The organism is Synergistaceae bacterium (assembly GCA_012521675.1).
In the GTDB taxonomy this organism is placed as follows: domain Bacteria; phylum Synergistota; class Synergistia; order Synergistales; family Aminobacteriaceae; genus JAAYLU01.
In genome coordinates, this window is the sequence record JAAYLU010000015.1 from 24,843 (window position 1) to 50,291 (window position 25,449).

23 protein-coding genes and 1 other RNA gene are annotated in these 25,449 nt (G+C 57.2%); 1 reads left to right on the plus strand and 23 read right to left on the minus strand.

Translation table 11 applies throughout. The annotated features are described in order from the left end of the window. Positions 1-11: 11 nt before the first annotated feature. From rapZ to rnpB, 22 genes are all read right to left on the minus strand, one after another. On the minus strand, positions 12-899 hold the full coding sequence (rapZ, locus tag GX181_01495; protein ID NLM70621.1) for an RNase adapter RapZ: 888 nt from the start codon (positions 897-899) through the stop codon (positions 12-14). A gap of 40 nt (positions 900-939) precedes the next feature. Next, on the minus strand, positions 940-1,566 hold the full coding sequence (locus tag GX181_01500; GenBank protein ID NLM70622.1) for a MogA/MoaB family molybdenum cofactor biosynthesis protein: 627 nt from the start codon (positions 1,564-1,566) through the stop codon (positions 940-942). 188 nt (positions 1,567-1,754) lie between these two features. Further along, positions 1,755-2,225 (minus strand): cyclic pyranopterin monophosphate synthase MoaC, encoded by a 471-nt coding sequence (gene moaC, locus GX181_01505; protein NLM70623.1) that lies wholly within the window; start codon positions 2,223-2,225, stop codon positions 1,755-1,757. Between the two features lie 70 nt (positions 2,226-2,295). Further along, on the minus strand, positions 2,296-3,378 hold the full coding sequence (moaA, locus tag GX181_01510) for a GTP 3',8-cyclase MoaA (GenBank protein NLM70624.1): 1,083 nt from the start codon (positions 3,376-3,378) through the stop codon (positions 2,296-2,298). Beyond that, the gene (locus GX181_01515; protein ID NLM70625.1) at positions 3,369-5,264 is read right to left on the minus strand and encodes a molybdopterin biosynthesis protein MoeA; all 1,896 of its coding nucleotides are present in this window, start codon (positions 5,262-5,264) and stop codon (positions 3,369-3,371) included. The genes moaA and GX181_01515 overlap by 10 nt, the downstream gene beginning before the upstream one ends. 8 nt (positions 5,265-5,272) lie before the next feature. Then, positions 5,273-6,505, minus strand: coding sequence for a molybdopterin molybdotransferase MoeA (locus GX181_01520; GenBank protein NLM70626.1), 1,233 nt, complete (start codon positions 6,503-6,505; stop codon positions 5,273-5,275). Positions 6,506-6,562: 57 nt separating this feature from the next. Next, on the minus strand, positions 6,563-7,234 hold the full coding sequence (locus tag GX181_01525) for an SPOR domain-containing protein (GenBank protein NLM70627.1): 672 nt from the start codon (positions 7,232-7,234) through the stop codon (positions 6,563-6,565). Positions 7,235-7,523: 289 nt separating this feature from the next. After that, a complete protein-coding gene (gene ftsZ / locus GX181_01530) occupies positions 7,524-8,678 on the minus strand; it encodes a cell division protein FtsZ (protein NLM70628.1) in 1,155 nt (384 codons plus the stop codon). A gap of 34 nt (positions 8,679-8,712) precedes the next feature. Then, on the minus strand, positions 8,713-10,026 hold the full coding sequence (gene ftsA / locus GX181_01535; GenBank protein ID NLM70629.1) for a cell division protein FtsA: 1,314 nt from the start codon (positions 10,024-10,026) through the stop codon (positions 8,713-8,715). After that, positions 10,027-10,731 carry a hypothetical protein gene (locus GX181_01540; protein ID NLM70630.1) on the minus strand — a complete coding sequence of 235 codons (705 nt, stop codon included), beginning with the start codon at positions 10,729-10,731 and terminating at the stop codon, positions 10,027-10,029. Positions 10,732-10,893: 162 nt separating this feature from the next. Next, positions 10,894-12,303: a UDP-N-acetylmuramate--L-alanine ligase gene (gene murC / locus GX181_01545; protein ID NLM70631.1), complete on the minus strand. Its 1,410-nt coding sequence runs from the start codon at positions 12,301-12,303 to the stop codon at positions 10,894-10,896. A gap of 48 nt (positions 12,304-12,351) precedes the next feature. Beyond that, on the minus strand, positions 12,352-13,437 hold the full coding sequence (locus tag GX181_01550) for a UDP-N-acetylglucosamine--N-acetylmuramyl-(pentapeptide) pyrophosphoryl-undecaprenol N-acetylglucosamine transferase (GenBank protein ID NLM70632.1): 1,086 nt from the start codon (positions 13,435-13,437) through the stop codon (positions 12,352-12,354). Continuing rightward, complete coding sequence (locus GX181_01555) at positions 13,434-14,570, minus strand: FtsW/RodA/SpoVE family cell cycle protein (protein ID NLM70633.1); 1,137 nt, start codon at positions 14,568-14,570, stop codon at positions 13,434-13,436. Before GX181_01555 ends, GX181_01550 begins: the two co-directional genes overlap by 4 nt. Beyond that, positions 14,567-15,925, minus strand: coding sequence for a UDP-N-acetylmuramoyl-L-alanine--D-glutamate ligase (murD, locus tag GX181_01560; protein NLM70634.1), 1,359 nt, complete (start codon positions 15,923-15,925; stop codon positions 14,567-14,569). Before murD ends, GX181_01555 begins: the two co-directional genes overlap by 4 nt. Before the next feature lie 26 nt (positions 15,926-15,951). After that, positions 15,952-16,920 (minus strand): phospho-N-acetylmuramoyl-pentapeptide-transferase, encoded by a 969-nt coding sequence (locus GX181_01565; GenBank protein ID NLM70635.1) that lies wholly within the window; start codon positions 16,918-16,920, stop codon positions 15,952-15,954. Further along, positions 16,917-18,296: a UDP-N-acetylmuramoyl-tripeptide--D-alanyl-D-alanine ligase gene (locus GX181_01570; protein ID NLM70636.1), complete on the minus strand. Its 1,380-nt coding sequence runs from the start codon at positions 18,294-18,296 to the stop codon at positions 16,917-16,919. The genes GX181_01565 and GX181_01570 overlap by 4 nt, the downstream gene beginning before the upstream one ends. Next, positions 18,293-19,711, minus strand: coding sequence for a UDP-N-acetylmuramoyl-L-alanyl-D-glutamate--2,6-diaminopimelate ligase (locus GX181_01575; protein ID NLM70637.1), 1,419 nt, complete (start codon positions 19,709-19,711; stop codon positions 18,293-18,295). Before GX181_01575 ends, GX181_01570 begins: the two co-directional genes overlap by 4 nt. Before the next feature lie 95 nt (positions 19,712-19,806). Then, complete coding sequence (locus GX181_01580) at positions 19,807-21,168, minus strand: penicillin-binding protein 2 (protein ID NLM70638.1); 1,362 nt, start codon at positions 21,166-21,168, stop codon at positions 19,807-19,809. A gap of 361 nt (positions 21,169-21,529) precedes the next feature. After that, positions 21,530-21,850, minus strand: coding sequence for a hypothetical protein (locus GX181_01585; protein ID NLM70639.1), 321 nt, complete (start codon positions 21,848-21,850; stop codon positions 21,530-21,532). 117 nt (positions 21,851-21,967) lie between these two features. Next, positions 21,968-22,864 carry a 16S rRNA (cytosine(1402)-N(4))-methyltransferase RsmH gene (gene rsmH, locus GX181_01590; GenBank protein NLM70640.1) on the minus strand — a complete coding sequence of 299 codons (897 nt, stop codon included), beginning with the start codon at positions 22,862-22,864 and terminating at the stop codon, positions 21,968-21,970. Beyond that, the gene (gene mraZ / locus GX181_01595; protein ID NLM70641.1) at positions 22,864-23,289 is read right to left on the minus strand and encodes a division/cell wall cluster transcriptional repressor MraZ; all 426 of its coding nucleotides are present in this window, start codon (positions 23,287-23,289) and stop codon (positions 22,864-22,866) included. The genes rsmH and mraZ overlap by 1 nt, the downstream gene beginning before the upstream one ends. A 198-nt stretch (positions 23,290-23,487) precedes the next feature. Further along, positions 23,488-23,823: RNase P RNA component class A (gene rnpB / locus GX181_01600), an RNA gene on the minus strand. A 127-nt stretch (positions 23,824-23,950) separates the two neighbouring features. Here rnpB and GX181_01605 point away from each other — a divergent pair. Continuing rightward, on the plus strand, positions 23,951-24,754 hold the full coding sequence (locus tag GX181_01605; protein ID NLM70642.1) for a protein-glutamate O-methyltransferase CheR: 804 nt from the start codon (positions 23,951-23,953) through the stop codon (positions 24,752-24,754). Between the two features lie 66 nt (positions 24,755-24,820). On the opposite strand, the gene GX181_01610 is transcribed toward GX181_01605, so the two are convergent. After that, positions 24,821-25,444, minus strand: a complete 624-nt coding sequence (locus GX181_01610) for a V-type ATP synthase subunit D (protein NLM70643.1) — start codon at positions 25,442-25,444, stop codon at positions 24,821-24,823. Positions 25,445-25,449 lie beyond the last annotated feature (5 nt).

Consider the following 25,449-nt stretch of genomic DNA (forward strand, 5'->3'; position numbering starts at 1 on the left):
GAGGTCCAAGGTCACCACCCCTGCTCCTTGTCTATATCCCTGTGCCTAAGGATGCAGCGGGCCGAGCTGCCTTCGAAGTGCGCCTTCAGCCTCTCCGCCACCGCTACGGAGCGATGCCTGCCGCCAGTGCACCCGATCCCTATGTGAAGCTGAGTCTTGCCGGAGCGAAGGTAAAGAGGAATTACGTAATCCAGAAAACCGGTAAGTCTCTCCCAGAACTGCGCAAACTCTTCCGACCCCCAGACGGCCTCCTGCACTGGCTTGTCCCTCCCCGAGAGAGGTTTCAAGACGGGATTGTAGAAGGGATTGTCCAGGAAACGGACGTCGAACATATAGTCACAGTCCGCCGGGGAACCGTGCTTGAACCCGAAGGATGAGACTACGAGGGGGACTCCCGTTGTATTTTCAAAAAAGCGGGTGACAAGCTCCCTTCGAAGCAGGGGGAGGGAGAGAGAAGATGTATCGATGACCGTATCGGTGTACTCCAGGACGGGCCTCAGTCTATCTCTTTCCTCCACTATGCCGTCCAGCAGGGAGCCCTCCGACTCCATCGGGTGACGCCTGCGGGTCGATTCAAACCGCCTCAGAAGGACATCGTCCTGGGCATCGAAAAAGATCGTATGCACGTTCTGGGTCTGTTTTTTTATTATCTCCAAGGCCGCAGGGAAGCCGTCCAAGAGGGAGTCCCCTCGCACATCGACTACCGCCGCAACTCCCCATCGGACCGCGGATCTGTGTTTTTCCAACAGAAACAGCAGCTGGGAGAGTAACGCGGGTGGAATATTGTCGATCGCGAACATTCCCTGGTCTTCGAGTATCTTCAAGGCCGTGGATTTTCCTGCGCCGGACATCCCGGTGATTATCACGCATCTGTTGACTCCCACGCTCTCCATCTCCACTTCGCGTCTCCTGAACTCGTTTATTTGTCGCCGGCCCGGTTTAGTCGGGCCTGGACCCACATTCGCCGTCCCATCCGCATAGTATCTCGATCCCGTGGCGCAGCGCCGGTGCAATGACCGCGAAACACTCCAGCACGGCCTTTTCGCTGCCCGGCATGCCCACGATAAGGGTCTTGTTCCTGGTGACGGCGCAGAGTCTGCTCAGCATGGCATTCGGCGTTATCCTCAATGACGCGCTTCTCATCGCCTCTCCGATCCCGGGCACATGCTTGTGCGCCACGGAGGACAGGGCCTCTGGAGTCACGTCTCGCTCGGAAAGACCTGTTCCGCCCGTTACCAGGACGAGGTTGAGGAGAAGAGAGTCGCTCCACTCTTTCAGGGTATCAGCAATCACGTCCATGTCGTCGGGTTTTATCGCTGTCGCCTCGACAACGGCTCCGAGCGGTACGACGGATCTCTCAAGAGCGGGGCCGGACAGGTCGATCCTCTGCCCGAGGCTTCCCTTGTCGCTCACGGTCAGGACTCCGACCGAAATCGGCCTCAGGACCTCGGCCCTTGCGGAGACTGGAAGGAAGCCGCACCTCTCTATATTCAAGGAAGAGAGAGGTTCGCCCTCGACTATCCTGAAGAGCAGGTCGTCCCCGATGGATAAAAAGTACGAGGGCATGACTGCTCCGGAAGAAAGAACTATTCCCACGCTTCCGATGGGGAGACTCTCTCGCTGCCCGGGCACCAGCAGGTAGATTGGCAGCTCGGAGCCGTTGAAAGAGCCCTTACCATATCGGTTGATGCTTATGTACGAGAGAGGGTGAGTGGTGATTCCATCGGCGCTTCTCTCCAAAACTTCCAGGACTCTCACTTCGGCACCTCGCTTCCGTTGATCCCCACGTCCTTGAATCTGTAGTCCCCGCTCTTCCCGCCGGTCTTCGAGAGGAGGCGCACTCCCTCTATCGTCATCCCCTTGGAGACCGCCTTGCACATGTCGTATATGGTGAGAGCGGCCACCGACACTCCCGTGAGCGCCTCCATCTCGACCCCTGTCGCATCCTTGGCGCCGACAAGGCATTTTATATGAATGCGTTCACTCTCGCTGATGAGCTCGCAGGAGACCTTAACCAAATCGATGCGGATAGGATGACAGAGAGGGATGAGCTCCCAGGTCCTTTTCACCGCCATTATTCCCGCCGTCTCGGCGATTCGCAGCACGTCCCCCTTTTTTGACAGGGCGCCCTCTCCGAGGACATCGCATATCGCCCGGTCCAGGAGAACCCAACCCTCGGCCTCTGCGGTCCGCTCGGTTATGGCTTTCCCTCCCACGTCCACCATGAGGGGGCGACCATGATCATCGAGATGAGACAGGGCGTCGGTCTTTCCGTCAGCCTTCAACAATTGGTCTTCACCCTCCGATCCGCGACATGTGCCGCTCCTTCGCCGTGCAGACTGCCTCCCTGCGAGGCAGTCCCTCCCGGTCCAGGAATTCACCGGCGGGAGTAACGTCCTCGCCTCTCGGGATCCCGGTCCCCCCCTCGCACGGCTTGCTCATCGCGGCCGAGATTATCCCGGAACGCACTCCCTCCGCGTCGCGACTCCTCAACACTTCGATCAGCCGAACGCCTTCATTGCTGAAGAGACAGGGCCTTATCTCCCCCGTCGAGGTGACCCTCAAACGATTGCAGGTACGGCAAAAATGATCGGAGACGGCCGTGATAAAGCCAACTCTCTGCCCCGAGTCCCTGTTGACCAGGTACCTCGAGGGCCCTCCGGGGGCCTTGGAGGAACTTTCCTTCCCCTCTTCGATCTCCGCTGCGGGCGACCAAAGGGATGAGTCCGGCAGGCGAGACTTGATCTCCGATGCAGGGACATACTGTTTCCTCATCCATACATCCCTGTCCAGGGGCATGAACTCAATAAAGCGCAGGATGATCCCCTTGCTCTTTGCGAACAGGACCAGGTCCGGCACCTCGTCAATATTAAAATCCCGCATCACGACCGTGTTCAGCTTGACCGAGGCGTCCTTGATCAGTGCCGCCGCCGAGTCGATGCCCCGGAGCACTTTTTGCAGACAGCCCGTCCTGGTCATTTCCCTGAACTTATCATCGTTCAAAGTGTCGAGGCTGATGCTCAAGGACTCGAGTCCAATTGAACCCAACATTCGGGCGTCGCGTTCGAGAAAGGCCCCGTTCGTCGTCACAGCGAGAGCCATTGAGGGGAACGAAGAGCGAATCTCCCGAAGAAACGGGACGAATCCCTTTCTTACAAAGGGCTCCCCTCCCGTGAAGCGAATTCGCTTCACCCCGAGATCAGCGAGGACAGACACGAGAAAACGTATCTCCTCGTAGGTCATTATCTCCTCGTGCGGTATCCACTCTATGCCCTCCTCCGGCATGCAGTAGAGGCAGCGATAGTTGCATCGGTCGGTGACAGAGATCCTGACGTAATCAAGAACTCTCCCGTACGAGTCTTTCAAGGCTATGCCCATCTGTACCCTCCCATTTTATCGACAACGGCGCGCCACTCGGGCAGGTCCATTGCCTCCAAAAGAGAGCGAATGCCCGTGTGGTCCTCAAAGTCCATTAAGTACACCAGTTCATACGGCTCCTCCGCCACGGGAATGAAATCAAGGTCGAGGGCGTCGGCCACCGCTTTTATTCCTAGAGCTACATCAGCAAACCCGAGAGCCACCCTGTTCGCCGACTCGAAATGAGTGGGACTCAGATTATCGTAACCTCTGATAGATTCCGGACCAATCCCGGCCCCGGCCATCATGGCGTCCAACAGGACCCTGGTCCCGGCCCCCCTCTGCCGGTTTATTATCGCAATATCGTCCCTGGCGAGGTCCTCCACTCCCCTCACCTTCTTTGGGTTGCCCTTGCCGACGATGAACCCCTGCTCTCTGAAAAACACCGTCCTGCGCGCAACCCTCACGGAGTCATCCGGGAAAAGGCCGTCGATAAATGGTGTATTGTAAACTCCGGACTCGGCGTGCAACAGGTGAGCGGCCGCCACGTGGCACTCCCTCCTCGACAGGGCCGCAAGCCCCGCCAGGCTCCCCACCGACCTCAGGACGAGGTCTCCGCCGCTCCTTCGCACAAAGGTCGGCAGGCGCTCCATGGCCGGGTCGTTCGAGCCCTGGAACAGGACTCTTCTGTCCCAGGGGACAGAGCGAGTCATCCAGGCGGAAACGGGGGCGCCTTTCGGAATCTCGGCGCTCTCCAAGCCAAGCAGCGCGACCGCGTCGACCTCCGCAAGCGACCAGATCGAGCTCGCGCCCGAGGGAAGAGGAAAGGCCTTTCTCTCTCCGTCGATCTCCACGCATTTCAGACGCAGCCAGTCCTCCCTGCCGGGTATGGAGGAGTAAGGCGATAAAAGACTCACAGTCTCCCCCCTCTCGGTGCCGAGAGCCTCGCGGATGACGGATTCATCGTCGAAATCGCCATTCATGAGCAGCTGCAGAACAGGGTATACCAACGACCATAGGACGACCGCGTTCGACATGGGAAAACCCGGCAGGTTCACCACGACGGAGTCGGACAGGATGGCCGCCGAGGCCGGCCTTCCCGGCTTCATGAGCAGCCATCGAAAGAGCGGCCGCCCCATTTCCTCCAATATTGAGAAAGTGTGGTCTCTCTCTCCCTTCGCCGAACCGGCACCGACCAGGACGAGGTCGTACTCCTTCGTCTTCTCCTCGAGGAACGAGGAGAGCAGCACTCGGTCGTCAGGAAGACAGGGGGAGACGTCCACGGGAAGTCCCCAGCTTTTGAAGTAGCCCTCTACGATAATTGAGTTGCTCTCTCCAATTCTGCCCGCCGGCGGAGAGGTCATGCTCAGCCACTCCTCCGTGGGTATGATCTCGTCGCCGGTGGGGACATACAGAGACCTGGGCAATGAATGCACTTTTACCCGCGGGACCCCGGCGATGGCCAACAGGGACGCGGTCGCAGGGGTGATCGTCTCTCCGGACCGGGCTATCAGCTGCCCGCGAAAGACATCCTCTCCCACGGGACGTACATTCTCACCGCTCACCAGCGATTTTACTACCGAGAGCATCTCCCCTTCGAGGAGAGAGGCGTCCTCGCTCATCAGGACGGAGTCGAAGCACGCGGGCAGCGCGTCTCCCGTGTTTACCCAGGAGAAGCCTCCCTGCTCGATTATCACCGGGGACGATGGTGACGCCCCGGCCGTGGATGAAGCGGTGAGCGAATACCCGTCCATTGCCGAGGCATTGTAGTGAGGCACGTTTCTTTTTGACGCGACATCCTCCGCCAAGATTCGTCCCGCACTGATGATGGTCTTGCACTCCTCGTCCGGAAGCGGCTTGATGTTTTCACGAAGGATGCTCCAAGCCCTAGTGCGGGATATATGCATGTTCTCGCCTACCAAAGCCACACCTCCACCTCCTCGCCCGGTCGCACCGTCTCTCGCGACGCGGGAAGTCGGATGAGGCCGTCCGCGTCTCGAAGAGCTCCGGAGAAGGAGGACTTTACAGGACGGGGAAGAGCCTTCCCATCCTCGATCGAACAGGGGAGAAACTCCTCGACTCCCGAATGGCCGTATACCGGCTCTGTCACCGTGAGGAAAATCACACTCTGAGGCACCCTAGGCCGCCCCGTGTGAATCGCGTGCATCAGCGGGAGAGCCACCGTGTATGCCGACAGGAAACAGGAGAAGGGATGGCCCGGAAGTCCAAAGACCAACTTTCTGTCATCTCTCGCACCGGCGATCAGGGTCGGCTTCCCGGGGGACATGAGGATGCCCCGCACCAGCATCCCGGGATCGGACAAAGACTCGAAAAGGCGCGAGGTCTGGTCTCTTGCGCTCACGGAGGACCCTCCGTTTACCAGAACCACATCGCACTCGTCGTAGGCGAGCTGGAACAGTCTCTCAAGCGAACCGATATCGTCCCCTGCTATTCCGTAGAATCGGGGCTCGTAACCTTGACTTCGCATCAAGGAGGACAGGATATGAGAGTTTACATCTCTTATCTGTCCCGAGGATAGAAAGGCCGTGTCGTATGGGACTATCTCGTCACCCGAGCTTATTATCCCCGCCTTGATGCGGAGGGCGCTTACCTCCGCCACTCCTGCGCAGGCAGGGATACCCAGAGTCCTGAAATCCAAAAGAGCGCCTTTCTCAAGCAGGACGGTACCTGCATCATATTCCTCCCCGGCGGAGACGGTATTTTCCTCTCTTTGCACGGAATCCCTGATCTCTATCCATTCTCCCGACTCTTCCGCGAACTCTGCCATGACGACGGCATCCGTCCCCATGGGCAGAGCGCCTCCGGTGTGTATGAGAGCGCATTCGCCCGGTTCCACGGAGAAACAGGGCATCCCTCCCATGGGGACCTCGCCCTTCAGGCGCAGGAACGCGGGGTTCAAGGCGGACGCCCCGAAACAGTCCAAGCTTGAAAGAGCAAAACCATCCCTGGTGCTCCTTGTAAAGGGCGGAGAGGGCTCGCGCGAAAAGACGGGCGAAGCTAAACGCCTCCCTTCGGCCTGGGAAAGAGGCAAAAGCTCCGAGCTCGCACTCCATGGAAAAGCAAGTGTATCCACGGTATATTTTATGGCAGAAGGCCTGTCCGTCAATTCTTGAACAAAACCGGCCATTGCAGTTTCTCCTTCCATGAGCGCGACATACCGGATGTCATATTTCAAGAAACGCGCTTACTTTATAGGAACTACGAACACGGGGAAACCCGACTGAGTCAGCCTGTGGGATAGACTGACCGCATCGGCCCTTGTGTTTCCGGCCGGCACGGTCACTCTGTGAAAGGTCTTTCCATGTACGATTCCCGTGGAGACGAAGGCTTTATACCCGGAGCTCTCGGCCTGTCGTCTCACCGTCTCAGCACTCCCCTTCTCCGTGAAAGAGCCTATCTGGACCCCCCAGCGCCCTTGAGCAGGCACGGGCTTGGGCGCAGGGGCCGGTTTGGGTGCAGGTTTGGGTGCAGGGGCCGGTTTGGGTGCGGGAGGCGGTGGAGCGGGTTTCGGCACCGGAAGGGCAATGCTGGCGGTTGGGGCGGGCGTAGGCTTGGCCGCATTCTCCTTGTCATCTTGCGTCACCGGGGAAGCGATGGGTGCATCGCCGGCATGCGGGGCCGGCTGCCACCGTTCGGTAGCAGGCGCGTCTATTACGGGCTCGGCTGTCCGAGAACCATCACTCTGTTCTATGGGCAAGGGCGTGTAGGGGGTATGCTTTGCACCGGAGAAGAAAAAGAGTTTTATGCCAACGACAAGAAGCCCGACGGCAACAAGCCCGATTACGGGAAGCATTATTTCGCCGAACGGGATTACAGTTTTCTTCTCTCTATGCCTTCTGCTTTCTCTTACGGACACTGTCGACCCTCCCGGTCCGTTCCTCTCTTTGAAGCGCTGTAATGTATGACTTGCAGCGGTGAGTATATAACTGCGGAATCTCTGTGATGCCCCGAATAATCTCACATACGAGCATGCGCTGCCTCGGCGATACTCTGCTATCGTGCCGGCGAGCAACGCTATATTACTAGAGAGGAAACATACGCTTCTTGAGGAGCGCCTGAACGAACCTGCCCAAGAACTCCTAAAACCGTGCGAACGCCCGTTAAATCAGGATACTCGGGCAACTGGTCATAAGACCTCCCCCGGTCTATCCCTGCTTCTTGTTCCTTCGAATAATCGAGGGGATGTCATACGGGTTTTTTGGCACTCCGCTTATCGAAAACATATCCTCGTCCTGAATGGGAAGCACCTCCGCCTCCTCCAGGATCACTCCCGGCGACTTTTGCTTCGCGGCGGAAAACTTTGCGGCGAAGTTCGTGACTGTCTTCCTCTCTCTTTCAGAGCTGAAGCCGGTCGCTATGACGGTGATCTGGATTTTCTCCGCCATATCCTCGGCCACTGTGTGTCCCCATATGACAATTGCGTCCTCGTCCGCCGTCTCGGTGATAATCGCCGCAGCTTTTCTGATCTCGTGGATCCCGAGGTCCGGCCCGCCGGTGATATTGAATAGTATTCCCTTGGCGCCTTTCATGGGAATGGACATAAGAGGCGACTTGATCGCCGTCTTCGCAGCCGTCTCCGCGCGGTTTTCCCCGTCGCCCGAGCCGATTCCCATAATGGCGGAACCCGCGTTCTGCATTACCGTCCTCACGTCGGCAAAGTCAACGTTGATCAGGCTGGGCTTGAGGATGAGATCCGTAACTCCCTGAACAGCCTGGCGCAGAACCTCGTCCGCAAGTTTATATGCCTCGGAGTGTTTTGTCTTCTCATCTGTAAGCTCCAGGAGGCGATCGTTTTCCACCACCAGAAGAGCGTCGACCTTTTCCCTCAGGACTGTGATGCCTTCCGCGGCCTGCTTCCTTCTCCTGTTCATCTCGAACGAGAAGGGGAAGGTGACGACCGCGACGACCAGGGCACCGGCCTCTTTTGCGACCTCGGCAATGATCGGGGATGCTCCGGTTCCCGTCCCTCCGCCCATGCCGGCAGTTATAAAGACCATATCGGCACCCGATACGACCTCTCGAATCTTGTCAATGGACTCCTTGGCGCTGTTCATGCCGACCGTTGGATCGGAGCCGGCGCCCAACCCCTTGGTCAGTTTTTCTCCTAATGTCACTTTGGAATTCGCCTGGGAGAGGTTCAAAGAGCCGACATCGGTATTTGCAGCGATAAAATGAACGCCTGTCACACCGCTTCTGATGATATGATTCAGGGCGTTTCCGCCGCCTCCGCCGACGCCGACGACCTTGATCTCCTCCCTGTGGGGCCTTGGGGTTTCATTGACTTGGAAAACCTGCTCCATCTTCTTTTCCTCCCCGAATGCGGAACGGAGGCACCTAAAAAAGTTCCTTAACGGACTTTTTCAGATACTCCATGAAACCGCGGATACCATCCGTCCGGTCCGCCGTGCTCTTTCTCTGATGCTTGACAGCTACACCGGTCGTATACTGGGAAACACCGGAGCGAAGCTCGGCGACGGACGTCTCTATATATCTGTAAGGATTCCGGTCCCTGCTCGTCATGTACCTCACGACGCCCGCGACGGTCGTGTACTCGCAGTCGTTTCTTCCCGGGGGCATCTGGTAGACGTCAAGCGGTTCCGCAATCCGAACTGGCAGATTCAATAACTCCGAGGCGAAGAGCTCTATCCCCCGGGTCTTTGCCACTCCTCCCGACAGCACGATACCGGCCGGGAACATATGCATGCTGAACTCGGCAAGCTGCTGTTTGACATGCTCGCTGAACAGCTCTTCAAGTCGGCAGTTGACGACCTCCGCCGCTTCCGTCGTGCTGAACGTCTTCAGGCGGCCCCTAACGTCAACGTCGAGCTCCTGCTGCTCGTCCTCCTCGGAGTTCAACGAGACGAGCTTTTTTACCTCCTCGGCCTTGCTTATCGGTATCTTCATCACGTAGGCCAGGTCGTTTGTTATATGGTCGCCCCCTATCGGAACTATCGAGAGCTTTATAGGGCGGCCGTCGGTGTAGAGGGCCACTCCGGTGGTGCCGCCCCCGATGCATAGGGAGATCACGCCGGCCCTTGTCTCCTCGTCGGTCAACGATCCCAGGGCGCATGCGAGGGATTTTATGACAAGCCCGTTGACCTGGATCCCCGCGCTCTCGACGCAGTTGATTATATTCTGCACCACTGTCGTCGGGACGATCACGGACTGCAGCTCCATCTCGAGACGGATGCCCGTCATTCCGAGAGGGTCGTCTATGCCCGAGTTTCCGTCTATCGAGTACTTCACCGGTATCGTGTGGAGAGTCACCCGGTTGGGGGGGATGGAGAGCTCGCTCTGCGCCGCCTCTATGACTCTTTCAACGTCGGAGATCGAGACCTGGCGAGGCGCCCTGCCGAGCGAGACCATGCCTCGCGAGGTGATCGACGAGACCTCCATGCCGCTGAAAGAGACCGTGGCCTCCTCTATGGGGAACCCCACCATATTCTCCGCGTCCCTGACCGCCTGGCGGACGGATCTGACCGCCTGTTCGAGATTGATTATAAGGCCTTTGCGTATGCCCTGGGATGGAGCGTATCCCACGCCGATTATTTGAGCCTCCTGGAAACGGGAATCCCTCTCCGCAATCACCACGGATATCTTACTAGTACCAAGATCCAGCCCAACTAATATTTCCGGCTCTTTGTACATTTATTTCCCGCTCCCTTCCTGATCGCCGCTGTTCATGCTCCGGACGATAATTCTGTCGGTGTATGTAGTGTCTATTATAATATTGTCTCCGAGAAAATGTAACTGCTCCATTACCTGAGCGAGGGCGGGGGCGATCTCGTCCCACTGAAGGAGCTCTCCCCGGAGGAGGAGCCTCGACCCCTCCTTCAACGAGAGGCTTAGAAGATATCGTCCTTCCCGCCGCGAGATATTTATTCGCTCAACCTGTGTTATCCATCTATTTTTCGCAAGGCCCGCAATCCAACCCTCAAGAAGATCCATCGGGAATACAATTTTCGCGGCGACGATCGTCTCATCCTCCCCGTGAGGCGGAGGGAACTCGTCGGAAAAGTCAAAAGGCGGTCCTTCAGGAGGTTTGATGCCTTTCAGAACCTCGTTCAACTCATGTTCACTCTCCCAAGCGACTCCCTCTTTTGAGACGAAATAATCCTTTTCACCCCACCTCGCCGAAATCCACGGGATCAACGGGTCTACGCCGACGGAGGCGCCTGTGATTCCCCTTCGAGAAATGAGGCACACCAACGGCGCCGCCCGCTCTATCCTGTTCTGCAATGCCTCTCTTTCGTAGAAAAACACCGGCCAATACCGCAAGGCCTCGGGGCTGACGCTTTCCCAAAACAGCAACTCCGCTATCGGGTCCGAGGTTTCGACCCACAGGTTGCTCATGGATAAGAACTGGAAGTATGACTCGCATCCGGAGACCATACCCAGAATTAGAGAGACGATTAGGGTTAAATTGCGCCATCTGCCCATTATACATCACAAAGTAAAAACCGAATAAAATCCAAGTCACGCTTTAACGCTTTGCACAAACCCACACAGTTCCGCCTAAAGTTCGCCGGCAAAGACCGGCGACCCTATCTGTCTCCGGGCGCGAGAGTCCGCATTCGCCCTTGCCAGGAGGCTTTCGCCGATGATCGAGACGTCGCCCGCGCCGATGGTAAGGACAATATCGCCGCTCTCGCACATTCCCTCCAGCGCCGACACGGCGTCCTCGAGAGAAGAGCACATGGTGCAAGCTGTCTTCATCTTCTTCGGCAGGTTGTCCGCTATCAGAAGGGAGGATATCCCGGGAATGGGATCCTCGTCCGCCTGGTATACCGGCAGGAGGAGCAGCCTGTCCGCCATCGACAGCACCTGGGCGAACTCCTTGTACAGGGCTCTCGTCCTGGTGTACCTATGAGGTTGAAACGCCACTATCAAGCGCCTGTCCGGATACATCCTCTCCAGGGTGCTCAGGGTGGCCATGATCTCCCTCGGATGGTGACCGTAATCGTCGTACAGGTCGACGCCCTTTACATTTCCGATATGCTGCAATCTGCGCTTGGTACCACGGAAGGCCCTCAGGGTGCGCTTGATCACTGCGACAGGCACGCCAAGCCTGTGGGATACGGCGCAGGCGGCCAATGAATTGAGGATGTTATGCTCGCCTGATATCGACAGTTCGATCTCATCCAGGAACTCTCCTTTATGCGAAAGAGAGAATCTCACCCCTCCGCCGGGCTTGTGAAGGACGGCACCCGCCCCCCAATCCCATGCCCCTCCCCAGCCGTATGAGACTGCGCCCGCGGGGATGACGCCCATGGACTTCAGCCTGGAAAGGCCTGGGTCCTCCGCGCAATATACGAGGAAACCCCCGTCTTTCAAGTTTCCTATGAAGCGGGCGAAGGCCTCGAGGACGCTCTCGTATGTCGGGAAATAGTTTACGTGGTCCCAGTCGACATTTGTGATGACGGAGATCTCGGGATGGAATTTCTCGAACGAGCCATCGCTCTCATCGAGCTCGGCGACCATGTACTTGCCGTTTCCAAGCTTGGCGTTCACCCCTATATCGCACAGCTCTCCCCCGATCGCCAGGGTGGGATTCATGCCGGCCTGCTCCAGGATGAGGGAGATCATTGAAGAGGTGGTCGTCTTTCCATGGGTGCCGGCAACGCCTATCCCGCAGCGAGAATCGAAGATCCAGCTCAAAACCTCTCCTCTTTTGGCGACGGCCACTCCGCTCGCCCTGGCCGCAAGGATCTCCTCGTTGTCCTCCGCTATTGCACTGCTGTATATCAGGAGGTCGGGGAAGAACTTCTCCATGTGGGCGCGACCATGGCCAAGAACCACTGCAACACCCTCTTTTAAGACCTTGTCGATGTAGGAGGTGTGAATCATGTCACAGCCGCTCACCTCGAAGCCTAGTTCCGCAAGTAAAAGCGCAAGCCCGCTCATGCCGGCCCCGCCGATACCCATCAGGTGAATTCTACGGATGCCGTCGAAATGCGATAAAGTAGTCTCCAATTAAATAATCTCCCTTCCAATACTGGACGAGATCAGCCGCCATAAAGATTCTGACTCATCTCCCTCTATATAAGGCCGCCAGGATGCTCGTTCACCCTGCAGAATCCTGAACAGGCTTTCTTTCAACGACTCCGGCGCTTCATCTTCCCGCCAGATTTCACCGATATTACTCTCGAGGAAGCAGCGGGCATTCATTTCCTGATGATCATCCGAAGCGCCCGCCCACGGTATCACCACGGACGGAATGCCCAAGGCACCCAACTCGGCCAGAGTAGAAGCTCCTCCTCGAGTCAACGCGGCGTCGATCAAAGAATAAAATCCTGACATATCCCGCTGCTTTTCGGTAACATACACGTTGCATCCGCCGTCCTCTTTTCTTCCCGGAGGGCGACCTTTCTCGACTCCTCCAAGGATTATAAAAGAAACACGGTCAAAAACGGGGTCATTTACAACGAACCCTGATAATTGTATCAGTCGTTGGCTTATAAGTGAACCACCAAGGACCCCGACGATCTTCCCTTTTGGAAAAGGCACTCTGAAACCCAATGACGACCAGGCCTTCTCGGGCGGTCCAAGATTAAACCTTCTTACAGGAATCCCGGTCCTGTGAAAGTCACATGGTGAAAAGGGCGAACAGACCTCCCACCCGGAGGCGATCTTCTTTCCAAGGAAGCGCGCCAGGCGCGTGGTCTTCCCCGCTGTTGCGTTCTGTTCGTGAGCTATGACCGGTATGCCGTAAAAATGACAGAGAAGGAGGGGTATGAGCGAAACGTAGCCCCCGAAGAGGACGCATGCGTCGAAAGAGTGCCGCCTTATCAGCCTTCTGAACTCGAAGATCGACCTGTAAAGCCCGAGCAGGCGGCTTGCTTTGTCTTTGATCCCATCGGCACCCAGAGGAGACCCGCTGATTGGAAGAGTGATCGGGTCGAAGCCCAGGCCACTGTATATCTCCCTCTCCATGGGACGGGTGCCGCAGACGAAAAAAACATTCACCTCCTTATGGTTTTCTCTTATCCACTCTCCGAAGGCGATCGCCGGGACTATGTGCCCTCCCGTTCCTCCGGCCACGATGCAGAGGCGTTTCATTGGATGATCGCCTCCTTGCAGACCCTCATGATCAACCCTACCCTTACCCACATGAAAAGAAGCGAGCTGCCCCCGTAGCTGATGAAGGGAAGCGGGATACCCGTGAGAGGCATGAGCTTGAGCACGCCGCCGAGGTTGATGAAGAGAGGGATCAACAGGGAGGCCGAGACGGCCCATGTAAGAGCCGTGTGGAAAGGATCCTTCATGCTCCTGTACAGTAGATAGGCTCTGATAGTCCAGATGAAGAAAAGGAGCAGGATCATGAAGGAGCCCACAAACCCGAACTCCTCCCCTATGGTGGCGAAGATATAGTCGGTCCGGGCCGCCGGAAGATAGTTCAGTTTTTGAAGACCCTTCCCGATGCCGACTCCCAGGAGTCCTCCGTTGGCGAAGGCCACCATGCCCTGGATCACCTGGAAGCCGCTTTTAAGCGGCTCCTCCCATGGATCGACGAAGGCCATGTATCTTCTGAGGCGATACCCCGCTTGAATGATGATGAAGAAGAAAAATGCGAATCCTGCTCCACCGAACAGGATCGGCCAACTCCATCCCCTAGTCTCGACGTGTATCGCCATCGTCAGGGCAAATATCAGGATGATTCCGCCCATGTTGGGCTGGAAAATAAGCGGAACTGCGGAGAAACCCAAAACAGGCGCTGTCAGGGAGAAGAATGCCTTCATTCCCCCTTTTGGCGACTTGGTAAGAATTTTGGAGAGGTGAACGGCCACGGCCAGCGATAGGAGCTCTATCGGCTGGAAGCGGAGTCCTCCCAGCCCGATCCAGCGCCTGGCACCTCCCGCCTTTATCCCCAGTCCCGGGATCAGAGTCAATACGAGCAGCACCAGAGAGACGACCCACAGAACGCCGCTGTACTCCCTCCATTTGGAGATGGGAATCAGATAGACGGCGATCATCGACAGGATGGACAGTAATAGCCACTGCACCTGGCGCATTCCAAGGGCGAATGGTGATCCGAACTCCTCGAGGGCCGTGTGTGACGTCAGCGAGAAGATCATCAGTATGCCAAAGGCGTTCAGTACCAGCGGGATGATCCAAAGCACGGGATCAACTCCCACAGTCCGCCTTCTCTTTTCATACCTGAATTCCAGTGTCTGTTCAAGATTGACTTTCATCTCTCGCCCTCGCCCTTCATCTCCAGCACGAGACTTTTGAAATGATCGCCTCTCGCCTGGTAGTCGGGGTACATATCCCAACTGGTGCAGGCCGGGGATAGCAGCACCAGGCCCTTCGACGGAGCGATCCGAGACGCGGTCGCGACTGCCTCCTCCATCGAGGCCACTCTGTAAAAGTCCTCGAAACCGGCCTCCTGCAGGGCGGCGACGATCTTCTCTCTCTCCGCTCCCATGACCACTGCGGCGACGGCCTCCTTTTTTACCGCCTCGGCCAGCTGTCCATACTCCTCTCCCTTGCCCTGCCCTCCCAGTATGACGACTTTGGGCCCCGGCAAAGATGAGAGGGCCGTGGAGCTGGCTGCGACGTTGGTCCCCTTCGAGTCGTCCACGTATCGCACGCCTCGCACCGTGGCGACGTGCTCGCACCTGTGCGGCAGGCCGCGGAAGCCTGAGAAGAGAGTGCTTCCGTAGCTCTCCTTGCCGGCCAGAAGTCGGACGGCCGCGGCGGCGAAGGCGGCGTTTTCGATGTTGTGCCTGCCCATGAGAGGAACGTCGTCGAACGAGAAGAGGGTCTCCGGATCGCCGCCCTGCCCGTTGATAAGCACCCTGCGGGATCCCTCGTCCGCGGAGATCGATCGGGGCGAGGGAGGCGCGCCTTCGCTCCATGAAAAGGCATATACGTCGCGATCCGAATGATCTCCCTCCAGCAGCAGGGCCCGGTCGGATTCCTGGACGAGAGCATAACCTCCGGCCTTTCCGGTCTGAATAATCCTAGCCTTGGCCCTGGCATACTCCTCGAAGCTGCCGTGCCAGTCTATGTGGTCCGGGGCGATGTTGGTCACAACGGCGAGATCGCAGGCGAAACGCATGTTCCAATGAAGCTGGAAACTGCTCAGCTCGGCTACGATGAACTCGCTGTCCTTGAGCGCAGAGTCGGCTATCGACCTTCCGATATTTCCAGTCACCTCGACCGAGAAGCCCGCCCTTGTCAGAAGGTGCCCCGCCAGCGCCGTGACGGTGCTCTTGCCATTGCTTCCCGTCACGCCGATCATCCTGCCTCTAAGGTAAGGAGCGACGAAATCCAGCTCGCCCATCACCTCGACTCCTCGTCTCAAGCCCTCCAGCACCGGCTGCGATCTTGGAGAGATTCCTGACCCCACGAGGATCAGATCGGCCTCGTAAAGATTAGGAGTGTGCCCCCTCTCCTCCCACTCCACGCCATGCCTTTTGAACTGATCGATGACTGACTCGAGCATCCCCTTCGCCTCCGAGACGAAGACCCTGGCCCCGAGGGCATTTGCCAGCAGCGCGAGCCCTACCCCGCTGACTCCCGCCCCTATGACCGATATCCTCATGCTCGAAAGGTTCTTTTCACCGTGCTTCACTTCCACACCCCCAGTACGAGGGTCTGTTGGACCAGGACGGCACCCAGCGCGACTCCGACGGCATGTATTATCCAAAATCGGATGACTATCCGGGTCTCGCTCCAGCCGGAGAGTTCGAAATGATGATGCACCGGGCTCATCTTGAAGACCTTCCTATTGAACTTGCGAATGGCGACTATCTGTATCGCCACCGAGACTATCTCAAGGCCGAACAGAAATCCCAACGGGAAAAGGGCGATCAGAAAATCGCAGTGTACGCAGAGTGCGACCAGCAATCCCGCCAGAAAATGGGATCCGACATCCCCCATGAAGACCTGCGCAGGATGAGCGTTGTGCCATAGAAAGCCGGCGCACATGGCCGACCCTGCAAGAGCAAGGCTCATGGCGGCGCCATCCGGCCTGATCCACAACAAAACTCCTGCAAACGAGACAAGAGATGCGCCCGCCGCCAATCCGTCCAACCCGTCCGTGACATTCACCGCGTTCATCATTCCGATCGCGAACAGGAAGAGAAGTGGGACCGCTATGACCGGATGTATCTCCAACCCCGGACACAGGCTCACTCCCTCGCCAAAGGCGACCCAGGCGCTCCATGGAAGAGTCAGTCCTATCTGCGCGTACAGCTTGTAAAGACTGGGGAAGCCCTCGCTGGACCTCCTGCTGAACTTTATCCAGTCGTCCGCAAACCCTATCCCGGCCGCTCCCAGGGGCAACAGCAGAAACAGGGCGGCGCGGAGCGAGCCCCCGTCGGCGAGGAAGAAGGCGGCCGGGATCCCCGCGAGCCCGACCGCAATGAATACCACACCGCCCATGGAGGGAGTCGTCGACTTCGTCTCTATATGGCTCTTCAGGCCGTAGCTCTTCTGCACCTGGACTACGCGCCACCTGTTCAACCGCTTTATCCAGTATTCCGAGGCCAATATCTGAAGGAAGAACAGCCCAAGCCATATGCAGGCGTATTTCATACCGCTCCCCCCTCCAGGACCGCATCGACGAGCCTGTCCAGCAAATTACCGCGCGAACCCTTCACTACCAGAAGGTCGCCCTCGCGGAGCCCCGGCTTCAATGAGTTCCCCAACGATACCGGATCATCGAAGAACTCCGCATTCGCAGGAAGAGCGGACCTTGAACATGCCAGCCTCCACAACTTACCAGTGAGAAAGACCTTCGTGAATCCCCCGAGAAGGGGGAGAAGCTCCTCGTGATGAGCCAGGGCGTTATCTCCGAGCTCGCGCATCTCTCCAAGAGCCGCGATCTTGCGCCGCTCCTTCAAGAGCAGCGCTTCGCTCAAAGAGGCCCTCATCGACGCCGGGTTGGCGTTGTACGAGTCGTCCAACAGGACCGCGCCAGACTCGAGCCTGTAGAACCGTCCCCTGCCATTAAGCGGATCCACGGAGCGAATGCCCGCCGCGGCACCCTCGGTCGAGCCCCCCAGGAAGATCGCCGAGGCCATTCCAAATGCCGCCGCCGGCGCGGAGTGTCGACCGAACAGCGACGACTCGACTAGGTACGTTTTTCCATTATGTACGAGGTCGAAGGAGAGACAGGGAATTCCCTCTTTCAGCACGAAGTGGACGTTTCTCAAAGCGAAGGCGCAGTCTCCGAATCCTACGCCCAGCCGAAGGACCTCTTCGGGCAGGGATGCGCATCTGCGCGATATGAGAGTATTGTCGCCAAAGAATAGCAAGGCCTTCAGATCCGGCGACTGAACTATCTCGAACTTGGCCTCCAGCACTCCCTCCTCGGATCCAAGCCCCTCGAGGTGTGCCGCTGTCACCTCCGTGATCACCGAGACGGTCGGAGGGAATGACTCGACCATCTCCTTGATCTCCCCCGGGTGATTCGTCCCCATTTCAAGGATAAGCACATCGATACCAGGCGGCATCGCAAGGATCGACAGGGAGCAGCCGATCAGGGTGTTGTAGCTGTGCTCAGCGGAGTGGACCCGGAAGGAGGGGGAGAGGGCCGCTCGGATCATCTCCCTGGTGGTAGTCTTGCCGACGCTTCCGGTAACTGCGATTATCTCGAGGTCTCCGAAGGAGGCGAGATACCTCCTGGCCATCTCGGGCACTGCGGAGAAAGAGTCGGGCACGACGATCGAGGATACGCCAGGAGGCACTTTCGCTCCGTCCTCGCAGATAATCAGCGAGGCACCGCGAGAGACCGCATCGTCGATGAAGTCGTGCCCATCCGCCTTTTCTCCCCTGAACGCCACGAAAGCGTCCCCCTTGCCCACAAGCCTGCTGTCCGCATAGTAGCGGGAAGGGGCGAGTCCATCCGGCCCGTTCAACTTGGCGCCTATTAGAGAAGCTACGGAGGAGATCCTGCGCTCGACTCTCACAGCACCCCGACCCCTCTTTCCAAAGCCCAGCTATTGATAGCCCCGACGTCCGAGTAGGGGAAGGACTCGTCGCCGATGCAGAGGTATTTCTCGGGCCCCTTGCCGGTGACCGCGACCACGTCCCCCGGCTTCGCCGAATCCAGGGCCTCGTAGACTGCCGCCTTTCTGTCCAATATGGTCCTGTGGGAGGTCTTCCTTTCGGAAGCGGCGATTCCCTCGACTATCTGGGCCGCTATCTGCTCAGGAGGCTCGTTTCGAGGGTTGTCCATCGTGACTATTATCTCGTCGGCCAGGTCGGAGGCGATTTTTCCCAACGAGAACCTGTTCGGCTGGAAGCGCTCCCCTCCATGTCCGAAGACCGAGATTACCCTGCCGTCGCAGAGCCTGCGAAGCTCCGTCAGCACGTTCCTCAAGGCCTCCGGGGTGTGGGCGAAATCGACGATGCACCTGACACCGTTCTCAAGGGAGATCTTCTCCATCCTCCCCGGCACCTGCACCATTCCGCTCAAAGCCCCCGCAAGAGCCTTGCCGTCGTATGAGTATGGCAACACGGCTGCCAGAGCCGCCAAAGCGTTATACACGTTGAAAACCCCGGGAAGAGGGATAAATGAGCTGAAAGGACTGGCGATGCTCTTCAGCGTCAGAGTGAACCGTGTCCCGTCAAGAGAGCAGGCAGGATCCTCTCCGTGCACGTCGACGCTGTTGCCGTTACCTAGACCAAAGGAGAGAAATCTCTCGGGATAAAGGTCCATCAGCCGCCTCGCATACCGGTCGTCCATGTTCGCGGCACCGGCCCATGTCTCCTTCATGTAGCCGGCGAAGAGGCGCGCTTTCGCAGAGAAGTATCCCTCAAGTGTCTCATGATAGTCCAAGTGCTCCTCGCTCAAGTTGGTGAACACGGCGGAGTCGAAGAGGCAGCCCTCCACCCTTCCGAGATCAAGGCCGTGCGAAGAGGTCTCCATGACACACGAATCACATCCGTTTCGAACCATAGAGGCGAGCAATCTCTGAATATCGCAACTCTCCGGTGTCGTCCGGCCCGCGTCCACCTCCTCAACGCCGTCGTTGTAGACAACCGTCCCGATAAGGCCCGGTCGCATGTCAAGGGACTCCAACAAATGCCTCATGATCCATGTAGTGGTGCTCTTTCCGTTTGTGCCGGTCACTGCGAACATCCTCAACCTGCTGCTCGGCTCCCCGTGGATTATCGACGAAAGACGCCCCATGTCACGCCTGACATCGGAGGACAGTATCTGGGGGATGTCAAGGTCCAGAGGTCGCTGCGTCAGAAGGGCCGACGCGCCCTTTTCGAGGGCCTCCGGGGCGAAATCATGACCGTCGGTCCGCTCGCCCGCGATGCAGCAGAACAGCCAGTCCTTGGCGACTGTCTCGCTATTGTATCCCGCATCGATCACGACAGGGTCGGCCTCTTGCTTAGCGCTCCCCGTTTTTAGAGCGAGGTGGGCTGAATATTTATCCGCATACTCTTGCATGACCTTGGAAAGAAGCATCATAGAACCATCCTTCTCTTCGCGTCGGAGGCAAACAGCTCGATCTGCATCATATCCTCCAGGATGCGCTTGAATGCAGGCGCTGCTACGTCACCTCCGTAATACTTGCCCTTCGAAGGCTCTCCTATCACCACAAGAAGCACATACTTGGGGTCCGAGGAGGGCCAGAATCCCGCAAAAGACGAGACCCACTTCCCCTTCAGATACTGCCCCTTCTCCGCGACCTGGGCCGTGCCGGTCTTCGCGGCTATGGACATGCCCGGGACGGCGGCGCCCTGCCCCGTCCCGCTCAAGACGGTTTCATCCATCGCTTTATGAAGCCATTCCGCTATCTTCGGGGATAGCACGTCTCTCAACTGCTCCTTCTTTTCACCATACACGACGGTGCCGGATGCATCCAACACCTTTGAGATAATATGAGGCCTTACCAGGTGGCCGCCGTTTGCGATCGCGGAGATAGCGGTGGCCAGCTGAAGCGGGGTGACCGCCAGCCCCTGCCCTATTGCTATATTCGACGGAACGACTCCCCTCCACTGTTCGGGTGAGGCTAGCAAACCATCTTCGGCACCGGGAAGCTCTATTCCCGACGGCTTTCCAAAACCCCACTCGCGGAGAGAATGGTACATATCAAAAGGCTTTATCCGCCTGCCTATCTGTGCCATCCCGGTGTTCGAGGACTTGGATATTATTTCGGAGACGGAAAGCCTTCCAAATCCGGAGTTTCCCGCCTCGGTGACGTGTCCGTCCGCCACCTTTATCCTGTACGGGCAGTTTAGCGACTCGTTCGGGCCGACTAGGCCGCGCTCCAGCCCGATGCCGATGACGAACGGCTTGAACGTCGAGCCCGGCTCATACGTACGACCGATACTATTATTCAGTATATTGTCGCTTTTATTTAGATCATCCCTGTTGTTCGGGTTGAAAACGGGCCAGCTTGCCATCGATATGATCTCGCCGTTGCGCGGATTCATGCATATCACACTTCCCCAACGGGCGCCGTGCTCCCGGATCGCCTCGTCGAGCCTGTGCTCGACCACATACTGGATTCTCGAGTCCACCGTAAGGAAAACGCTCCCTCCCTCGGTCGGGGATGGAGCATGGTCGCGGTTAATTCTGCTGACATCGAGCATCTGGCCGGAGGAGTCCTTTGCAAACACGCGAATCCCCGGCGGAGAGAAGAGCTCCTTGTCCCACATGAGCTCCGTGCCGGAGAGGCCCTTGTCGTCGATATCGCAAAATCCGAGGACATGCGCGAGCATAGTGCCGCCAGGATAAAGCCTCTTCTTCTCCTCTATCTCGAATACTCCCTTGATATTCAGCTCCCTGATCCTGTCGGCGATCTCGGGTTCCGTTTTTCTCAATAACCAAAGAAATCTGCCGGATATCGGCTTTGAGAGGGTCTCAACCAGTGAATCGGGGACATATCCCTTTAAACGATGGGCGGACGAGGTGTCCCAAAAGGCGGGATCCACAAAGAAACTACTCGTAGGGACGGAGACCGCCATGGCGTTGCCCTCCCTGTCATAGATAATGCCCCTGTTTGTGCTTACCGGGATATGGCTCCAATACTGACGGCGCGACTGACTTTCGACTCTCGGGTCCGGAAAGAGCTGCAGGACGGCCAGCCTGTACATGACGACACCGAAAAAGATGAAGATAATATGCCACGGAGAAAACAAACGCCGTTTCACTGAACACACCCCCCGTCAAGAAGGAGTCGCCCTATTCCCCGGCCATTGCTTTTTCAAGAAAAAAATAGAACCATCCCTCTTCCTCGCGATCGGCCTTGATAAGGGAGGGCTCCTGCTGCTGCGGGGCGTTGGCGTAGTATTCGCCCTCGACCTTCAAGACTCTGACGTTCGAGGCAAACGTCATCCCCATCTCCTCTTTTGAAAATCCGAAGATCCTCACAGGAGACTTGAGCGTGGAGAGCTCGTGCTTCAGCAGGACCTGGTGGTTGTTGTACGACTCTATCTGCCGGTTCACCGCGTTAAGCCTGCATTCCAACCTGAAAGAGTAAAGACGCAACACTCCGAGTCCCATGAACAACAAAAAAACACAGAGAGTAACCGCGATGACATAGGGACATATCCTACGAATAGAATTCGCAACGTTTCTCTCCGTTGCCTCCAAGCTGTATCGCATCAGACCACCCCTTTTTCATAACACTGCGCCGGTAATCTTGAAAACTCTCATCTTCGCGCTTCTGGACTTGCGGTTTTCAACAACCTCCTGCGGTGTGGGGGTTATCGGTCTTTTAGTCAGGATAACTCCCCTGTTTTGCTCGTTCCAATCCTTGAAACAGGTCTTTACGATCCTATCCTCGAGAGAGTGATAACTTACGACTATGACAAGCGCCCCGGGCGCGACAACGGGCAGAGTTGCCGCCAGTCCCTCCCGCAATGCCAGGAGTTCCTCGTTGACCGCGATCCTCAGTGCTTGAAACACCCTCCTTGCCGGATGTCCCCGCCCTTTACGCTGCACTGCGGCGGGCATTGAACCACGGATTATCTCTACAAGAGTCGACGTATGCAGAATCGGGCCCGATCTTTCTCTGTGGCGCACGATCCTGCCCGCTATCTGTCTTGAATACCGCTCCTCTCCGTACTTCTTGAACAGGATTGCAAGATCCGTCGCAGAATAACTGTTGACTATATCGGCGGCCGACAAAACAGCCCTGCTGTCCATTCTCATGTCCAGGGGGCCGTCGTCCTGGAAAGAGAAGCCCCTGGACTTGTCGACAAGCTGAAGATTCGATACCCCGAGATCGAACAGAACCGCGTCGAAAGGACCCTGCACCGCCTCGTGGCTCAATAGAGATCGAAAGTTTACGTTGACGAAAGAGACTCGTTCCTTAAAAGGCAAAAGCCTCTCCTTGGCGATCGAGATGGCCTGCCCGTCCTGGTCGATTCCCACCAGCTCCACATCGGGAAACGAGGACAAGACCGCCTCCGCATATCCTCCTAGCCCCAAGGTGCAGTCCAGGACCCTTTTCAACGGGGGATGCTCCTTCAAGAACTCCGTGATCTCCGCGAGGAGCACAGGGATGTGCTCCATCAGAATCCCTCTACTCCCTCGGCTATCTCGGGGAGATCGTCCAGGACCAGCTGCCTGTAGTCACTCCATCTTTGCCTGTCCCACATCTCCACGTGGTCCCCTACGCCCACGAAAACCACTTCCTGGATGAACTCGGCGTACTCTCTTAAAACAGGAGGCAGCAAGATCCTGCCGGCACCGTCCACGACCAGCTCATGAGCGCTTGAGAGCATCAGGCGCAAAAACCCCCTGCTCTTGCTCTTGGAAAAGGAAAGCTCCTGCAGGCGCTCGAGGACCCTGTTCCATTCCTCGGGAGAATAAAGGGAGACACATTTATCGATGCCAATCGTCCCGAAGACGCTTTCCCCGAGCTCTTCTCTGAACTTGGACGGAAGAACAATCCTAGCTTTACTGTCAATTTTATGTTCATACGTCCCCATCAGCATGACAGTGCCTCCCACTTTACGACACATTTTCCCACCTAAACCCACACTACCATCTATTCCAAATGTGGCATGGGTCTTTCGCCCTCTTTTTTGAGGAAATTACCGGGACTTATAGTCTATTAGGAGGCGTTCGATTTAGAAGGGCAGATAGTGAAAGGAATAACCAGGGGGTTGATATCGCGGCCTTCTCAGGAATGAAAACGGGAGCATCCAGTAAGCCGGGTTCTGTCGTGGATGATCATTTATCTGAAGAGCGCCTTGCGGCGGTCTTTATGCGACCGTACCCGAGGGTCGGCGGGCAGCCTCGTCCCCTCCTATTCGGTCTTGCTCCGGGCGGGGTTTTCCTGGCGTGAGGATCGCTCCTCATCCGGTGGGCTCTTACCCCACCTTTTCACCCTTGCCCCTGGGGGCGGTATGTTTCTGTGGCACTCTCCTTTGGCTTGCGCCAACTGGGCGTTACCCAGCGCCCTGCCCTGCGGAGCCCGGACTTTCCTCCCCGCCGAAAAGGGCGGAGCGATCACCAAGGATACTCCCTGAACATAATTATATCACTCTTGTCATATATGCTGATCCCCCCTGTATTCTTTTTTTTACGTATAAGCTAAAATAGGTTGCAGAGAGATTAGCGCAGGACATTATCAAGAGAAGGAGTCGTTGGAATGTGACCGAAAAAACAAGTTATGATTCGCCTGAATACGATGTGTTCAAGACCAATGTAAAAAGAATTACCGGTTTGGATCTCAATTCGTACAAAAACCAAATTCATCGTAGGGTCCATATGCTCATGCAGCGTTGGAACATCAGCTCTTACGATGATTATTTCAAGACAATAAAGGACAATGAACAGAAGCTACGCGAGTTTCTGGACTACCTTACGATAAACGTGTCGGAGTTCTTCAGAAACCCCAACAAGTGGACCGAGCTGAGGGATATAGTAATCCCGGAGCTGATCAAGACGAGGGGCAGAAAACAGCTGAAAATCTGGAGCGCGGGCTCCGCTACAGGCGAGGAGCCGTATTCGCTCGCCATCCTCTCGCTGGAGGCCAGGCTGTCCCCTCAGACCCCGGTGCTGGCAAGCGATATCGACCAGGGAGCGATTGCCATCGCAAAGCGCGGGCGCTACTTGAAACGACAGCTGGTAAACATGCCCAAAGAGCTGATTTCACGGTATTTCACCACCCAGGACAACGGGGAGACATACCTGGTAAACTCCGAGGTCAAGTCGCGCGTGTCCTTTCAGAGGCTCAACCTCATAGAGGAGAGGTTCGCCGAAGACTTCGACCTCATCCTATGCAGAAATGTGGTCATCTACTTCAGCGCGGAGACGAAGACCGCCCTCTATCACAAATTCCTCAAGGCCCTGCGACCGGGCGGCTACCTGCTCGTTGGCTCGACCGAGCAGATTTTCGACTACAGGAAGATAGGGTTCGAGTCCGCCGGGGCATTTCTATACAAGAGACCATAGCAAGAGAGGGGGGCGTAGACGCCCCCCTCTTCTCATCCCTGGCTCTATTCCCGTTCCGCTGACGCGTCAGTGGGAGCGGACTATCTCCTTGATCTTCATCAGCCTGCTGAGCGTAGAGCGCTCCTGCTCGTCCAGCTTCATCGAAATATAGCGTATCGTCTCGACGAAGTCGGGGATAAGCACGTGCTCGAGGGCGTTGACACGCCTTCTCGTCTTCTCTATCTCGACGGCCATTAGGCGTATCGCCTTCTCCTTGGCCGCCAGCTCTATCAGCTTGGGGACCAGCCGGGCGAATCGCTCGAGCGCGAGGTCCAGGCTGGCCGAGGATGTCGCCAGTCCGTAGTTGTGCGGGGATCCGCGCTGCTCCACTTGGTATACGGGCACCAGCACGCTCATGACGTTCTGAAGGCTGACCGTCAGGTCGCACTTTGCACCAGAGATCATGAGCGCCTGTTCGAGCATCGCCGGGAGCGTCTGCGCGCGAGCCAGAAGGAAACTCTTGTAGCACGCCGCAAGCTCAGCCTCGAGCTCCTCGCGAAGGGCCTTGCCCTCTCTCGCCCTCTCCAGGAACGCCTTTATCAGGGCGTCCTGCTTGTCCTTCAGGAGCTTGTGACCTCTTTGGGCCACCACGAGGCGTTTCTTCAGCCTCGAAAGCTCCATCCTGTTGGGGTTGACATTCAAACGGGCCACGACGA

What these genes read in the sequence shown, in the direction of transcription:
- GX181_01500 (NLM70622.1), bottom strand. Translation starts at nt 1,566, where the DNA reads ATGCCCTCGTACTTTTTATCCATCGGGGACGACCTGCTCTTCAGGATA.
- moaC (NLM70623.1), bottom strand. Translation starts at nt 2,225, where the DNA reads ATGGTGGACGTGGGAGGGAAAGCCATAACCGAGCGGACCGCAGAGGCC.
- moaA (NLM70624.1), bottom strand. Translation starts at nt 3,378, where the DNA reads ATGGGCATAGCCTTGAAAGACTCGTACGGGAGAGTTCTTGATTACGTC.
- GX181_01515 (NLM70625.1), bottom strand. Translation starts at nt 5,264, where the DNA reads ATGCATATATCCCGCACTAGGGCTTGGAGCATCCTTCGTGAAAACATC.
- GX181_01520 (NLM70626.1), bottom strand. Translation starts at nt 6,505, where the DNA reads ATGGCCGGTTTTGTTCAAGAATTGACGGACAGGCCTTCTGCCATAAAA.
- ftsZ (NLM70628.1), bottom strand. Translation starts at nt 8,678, where the DNA reads ATGGAGCAGGTTTTCCAAGTCAATGAAACCCCAAGGCCCCACAGGGAG.
- ftsA (NLM70629.1), bottom strand. Translation starts at nt 10,026, where the DNA reads ATGTACAAAGAGCCGGAAATATTAGTTGGGCTGGATCTTGGTACTAGT.
- GX181_01540 (NLM70630.1), bottom strand. Translation starts at nt 10,731, where the DNA reads ATGAGCAACCTGTGGGTCGAAACCTCGGACCCGATAGCGGAGTTGCTG.
- murC (NLM70631.1), bottom strand. Translation starts at nt 12,303, where the DNA reads ATGGGTATCGGCGGGGCCGGCATGAGCGGGCTTGCGCTTTTACTTGCG.
- GX181_01550 (NLM70632.1), bottom strand. Translation starts at nt 13,437, where the DNA reads ATGAAACGCCTCTGCATCGTGGCCGGAGGAACGGGAGGGCACATAGTC.
- GX181_01555 (NLM70633.1), bottom strand. Translation starts at nt 14,570, where the DNA reads ATGAAAGTCAATCTTGAACAGACACTGGAATTCAGGTATGAAAAGAGA.
- murD (NLM70634.1), bottom strand. Translation starts at nt 15,925, where the DNA reads ATGAGGATATCGGTCATAGGGGCGGGAGTCAGCGGGGTAGGGCTCGCG.
- GX181_01565 (NLM70635.1), bottom strand. Translation starts at nt 16,920, where the DNA reads ATGAAATACGCCTGCATATGGCTTGGGCTGTTCTTCCTTCAGATATTG.
- GX181_01585 (NLM70639.1), bottom strand. Translation starts at nt 21,850, where the DNA reads ATGGGACTCGGAGTGTTGCGTCTTTACTCTTTCAGGTTGGAATGCAGG.
- rsmH (NLM70640.1), bottom strand. Translation starts at nt 22,864, where the DNA reads ATGGAGCACATCCCTGTGCTCCTCGCGGAGATCACGGAGTTCTTGAAG.
- mraZ (NLM70641.1), bottom strand. Translation starts at nt 23,289, where the DNA reads ATGCTGATGGGGACGTATGAACATAAAATTGACAGTAAAGCTAGGATT.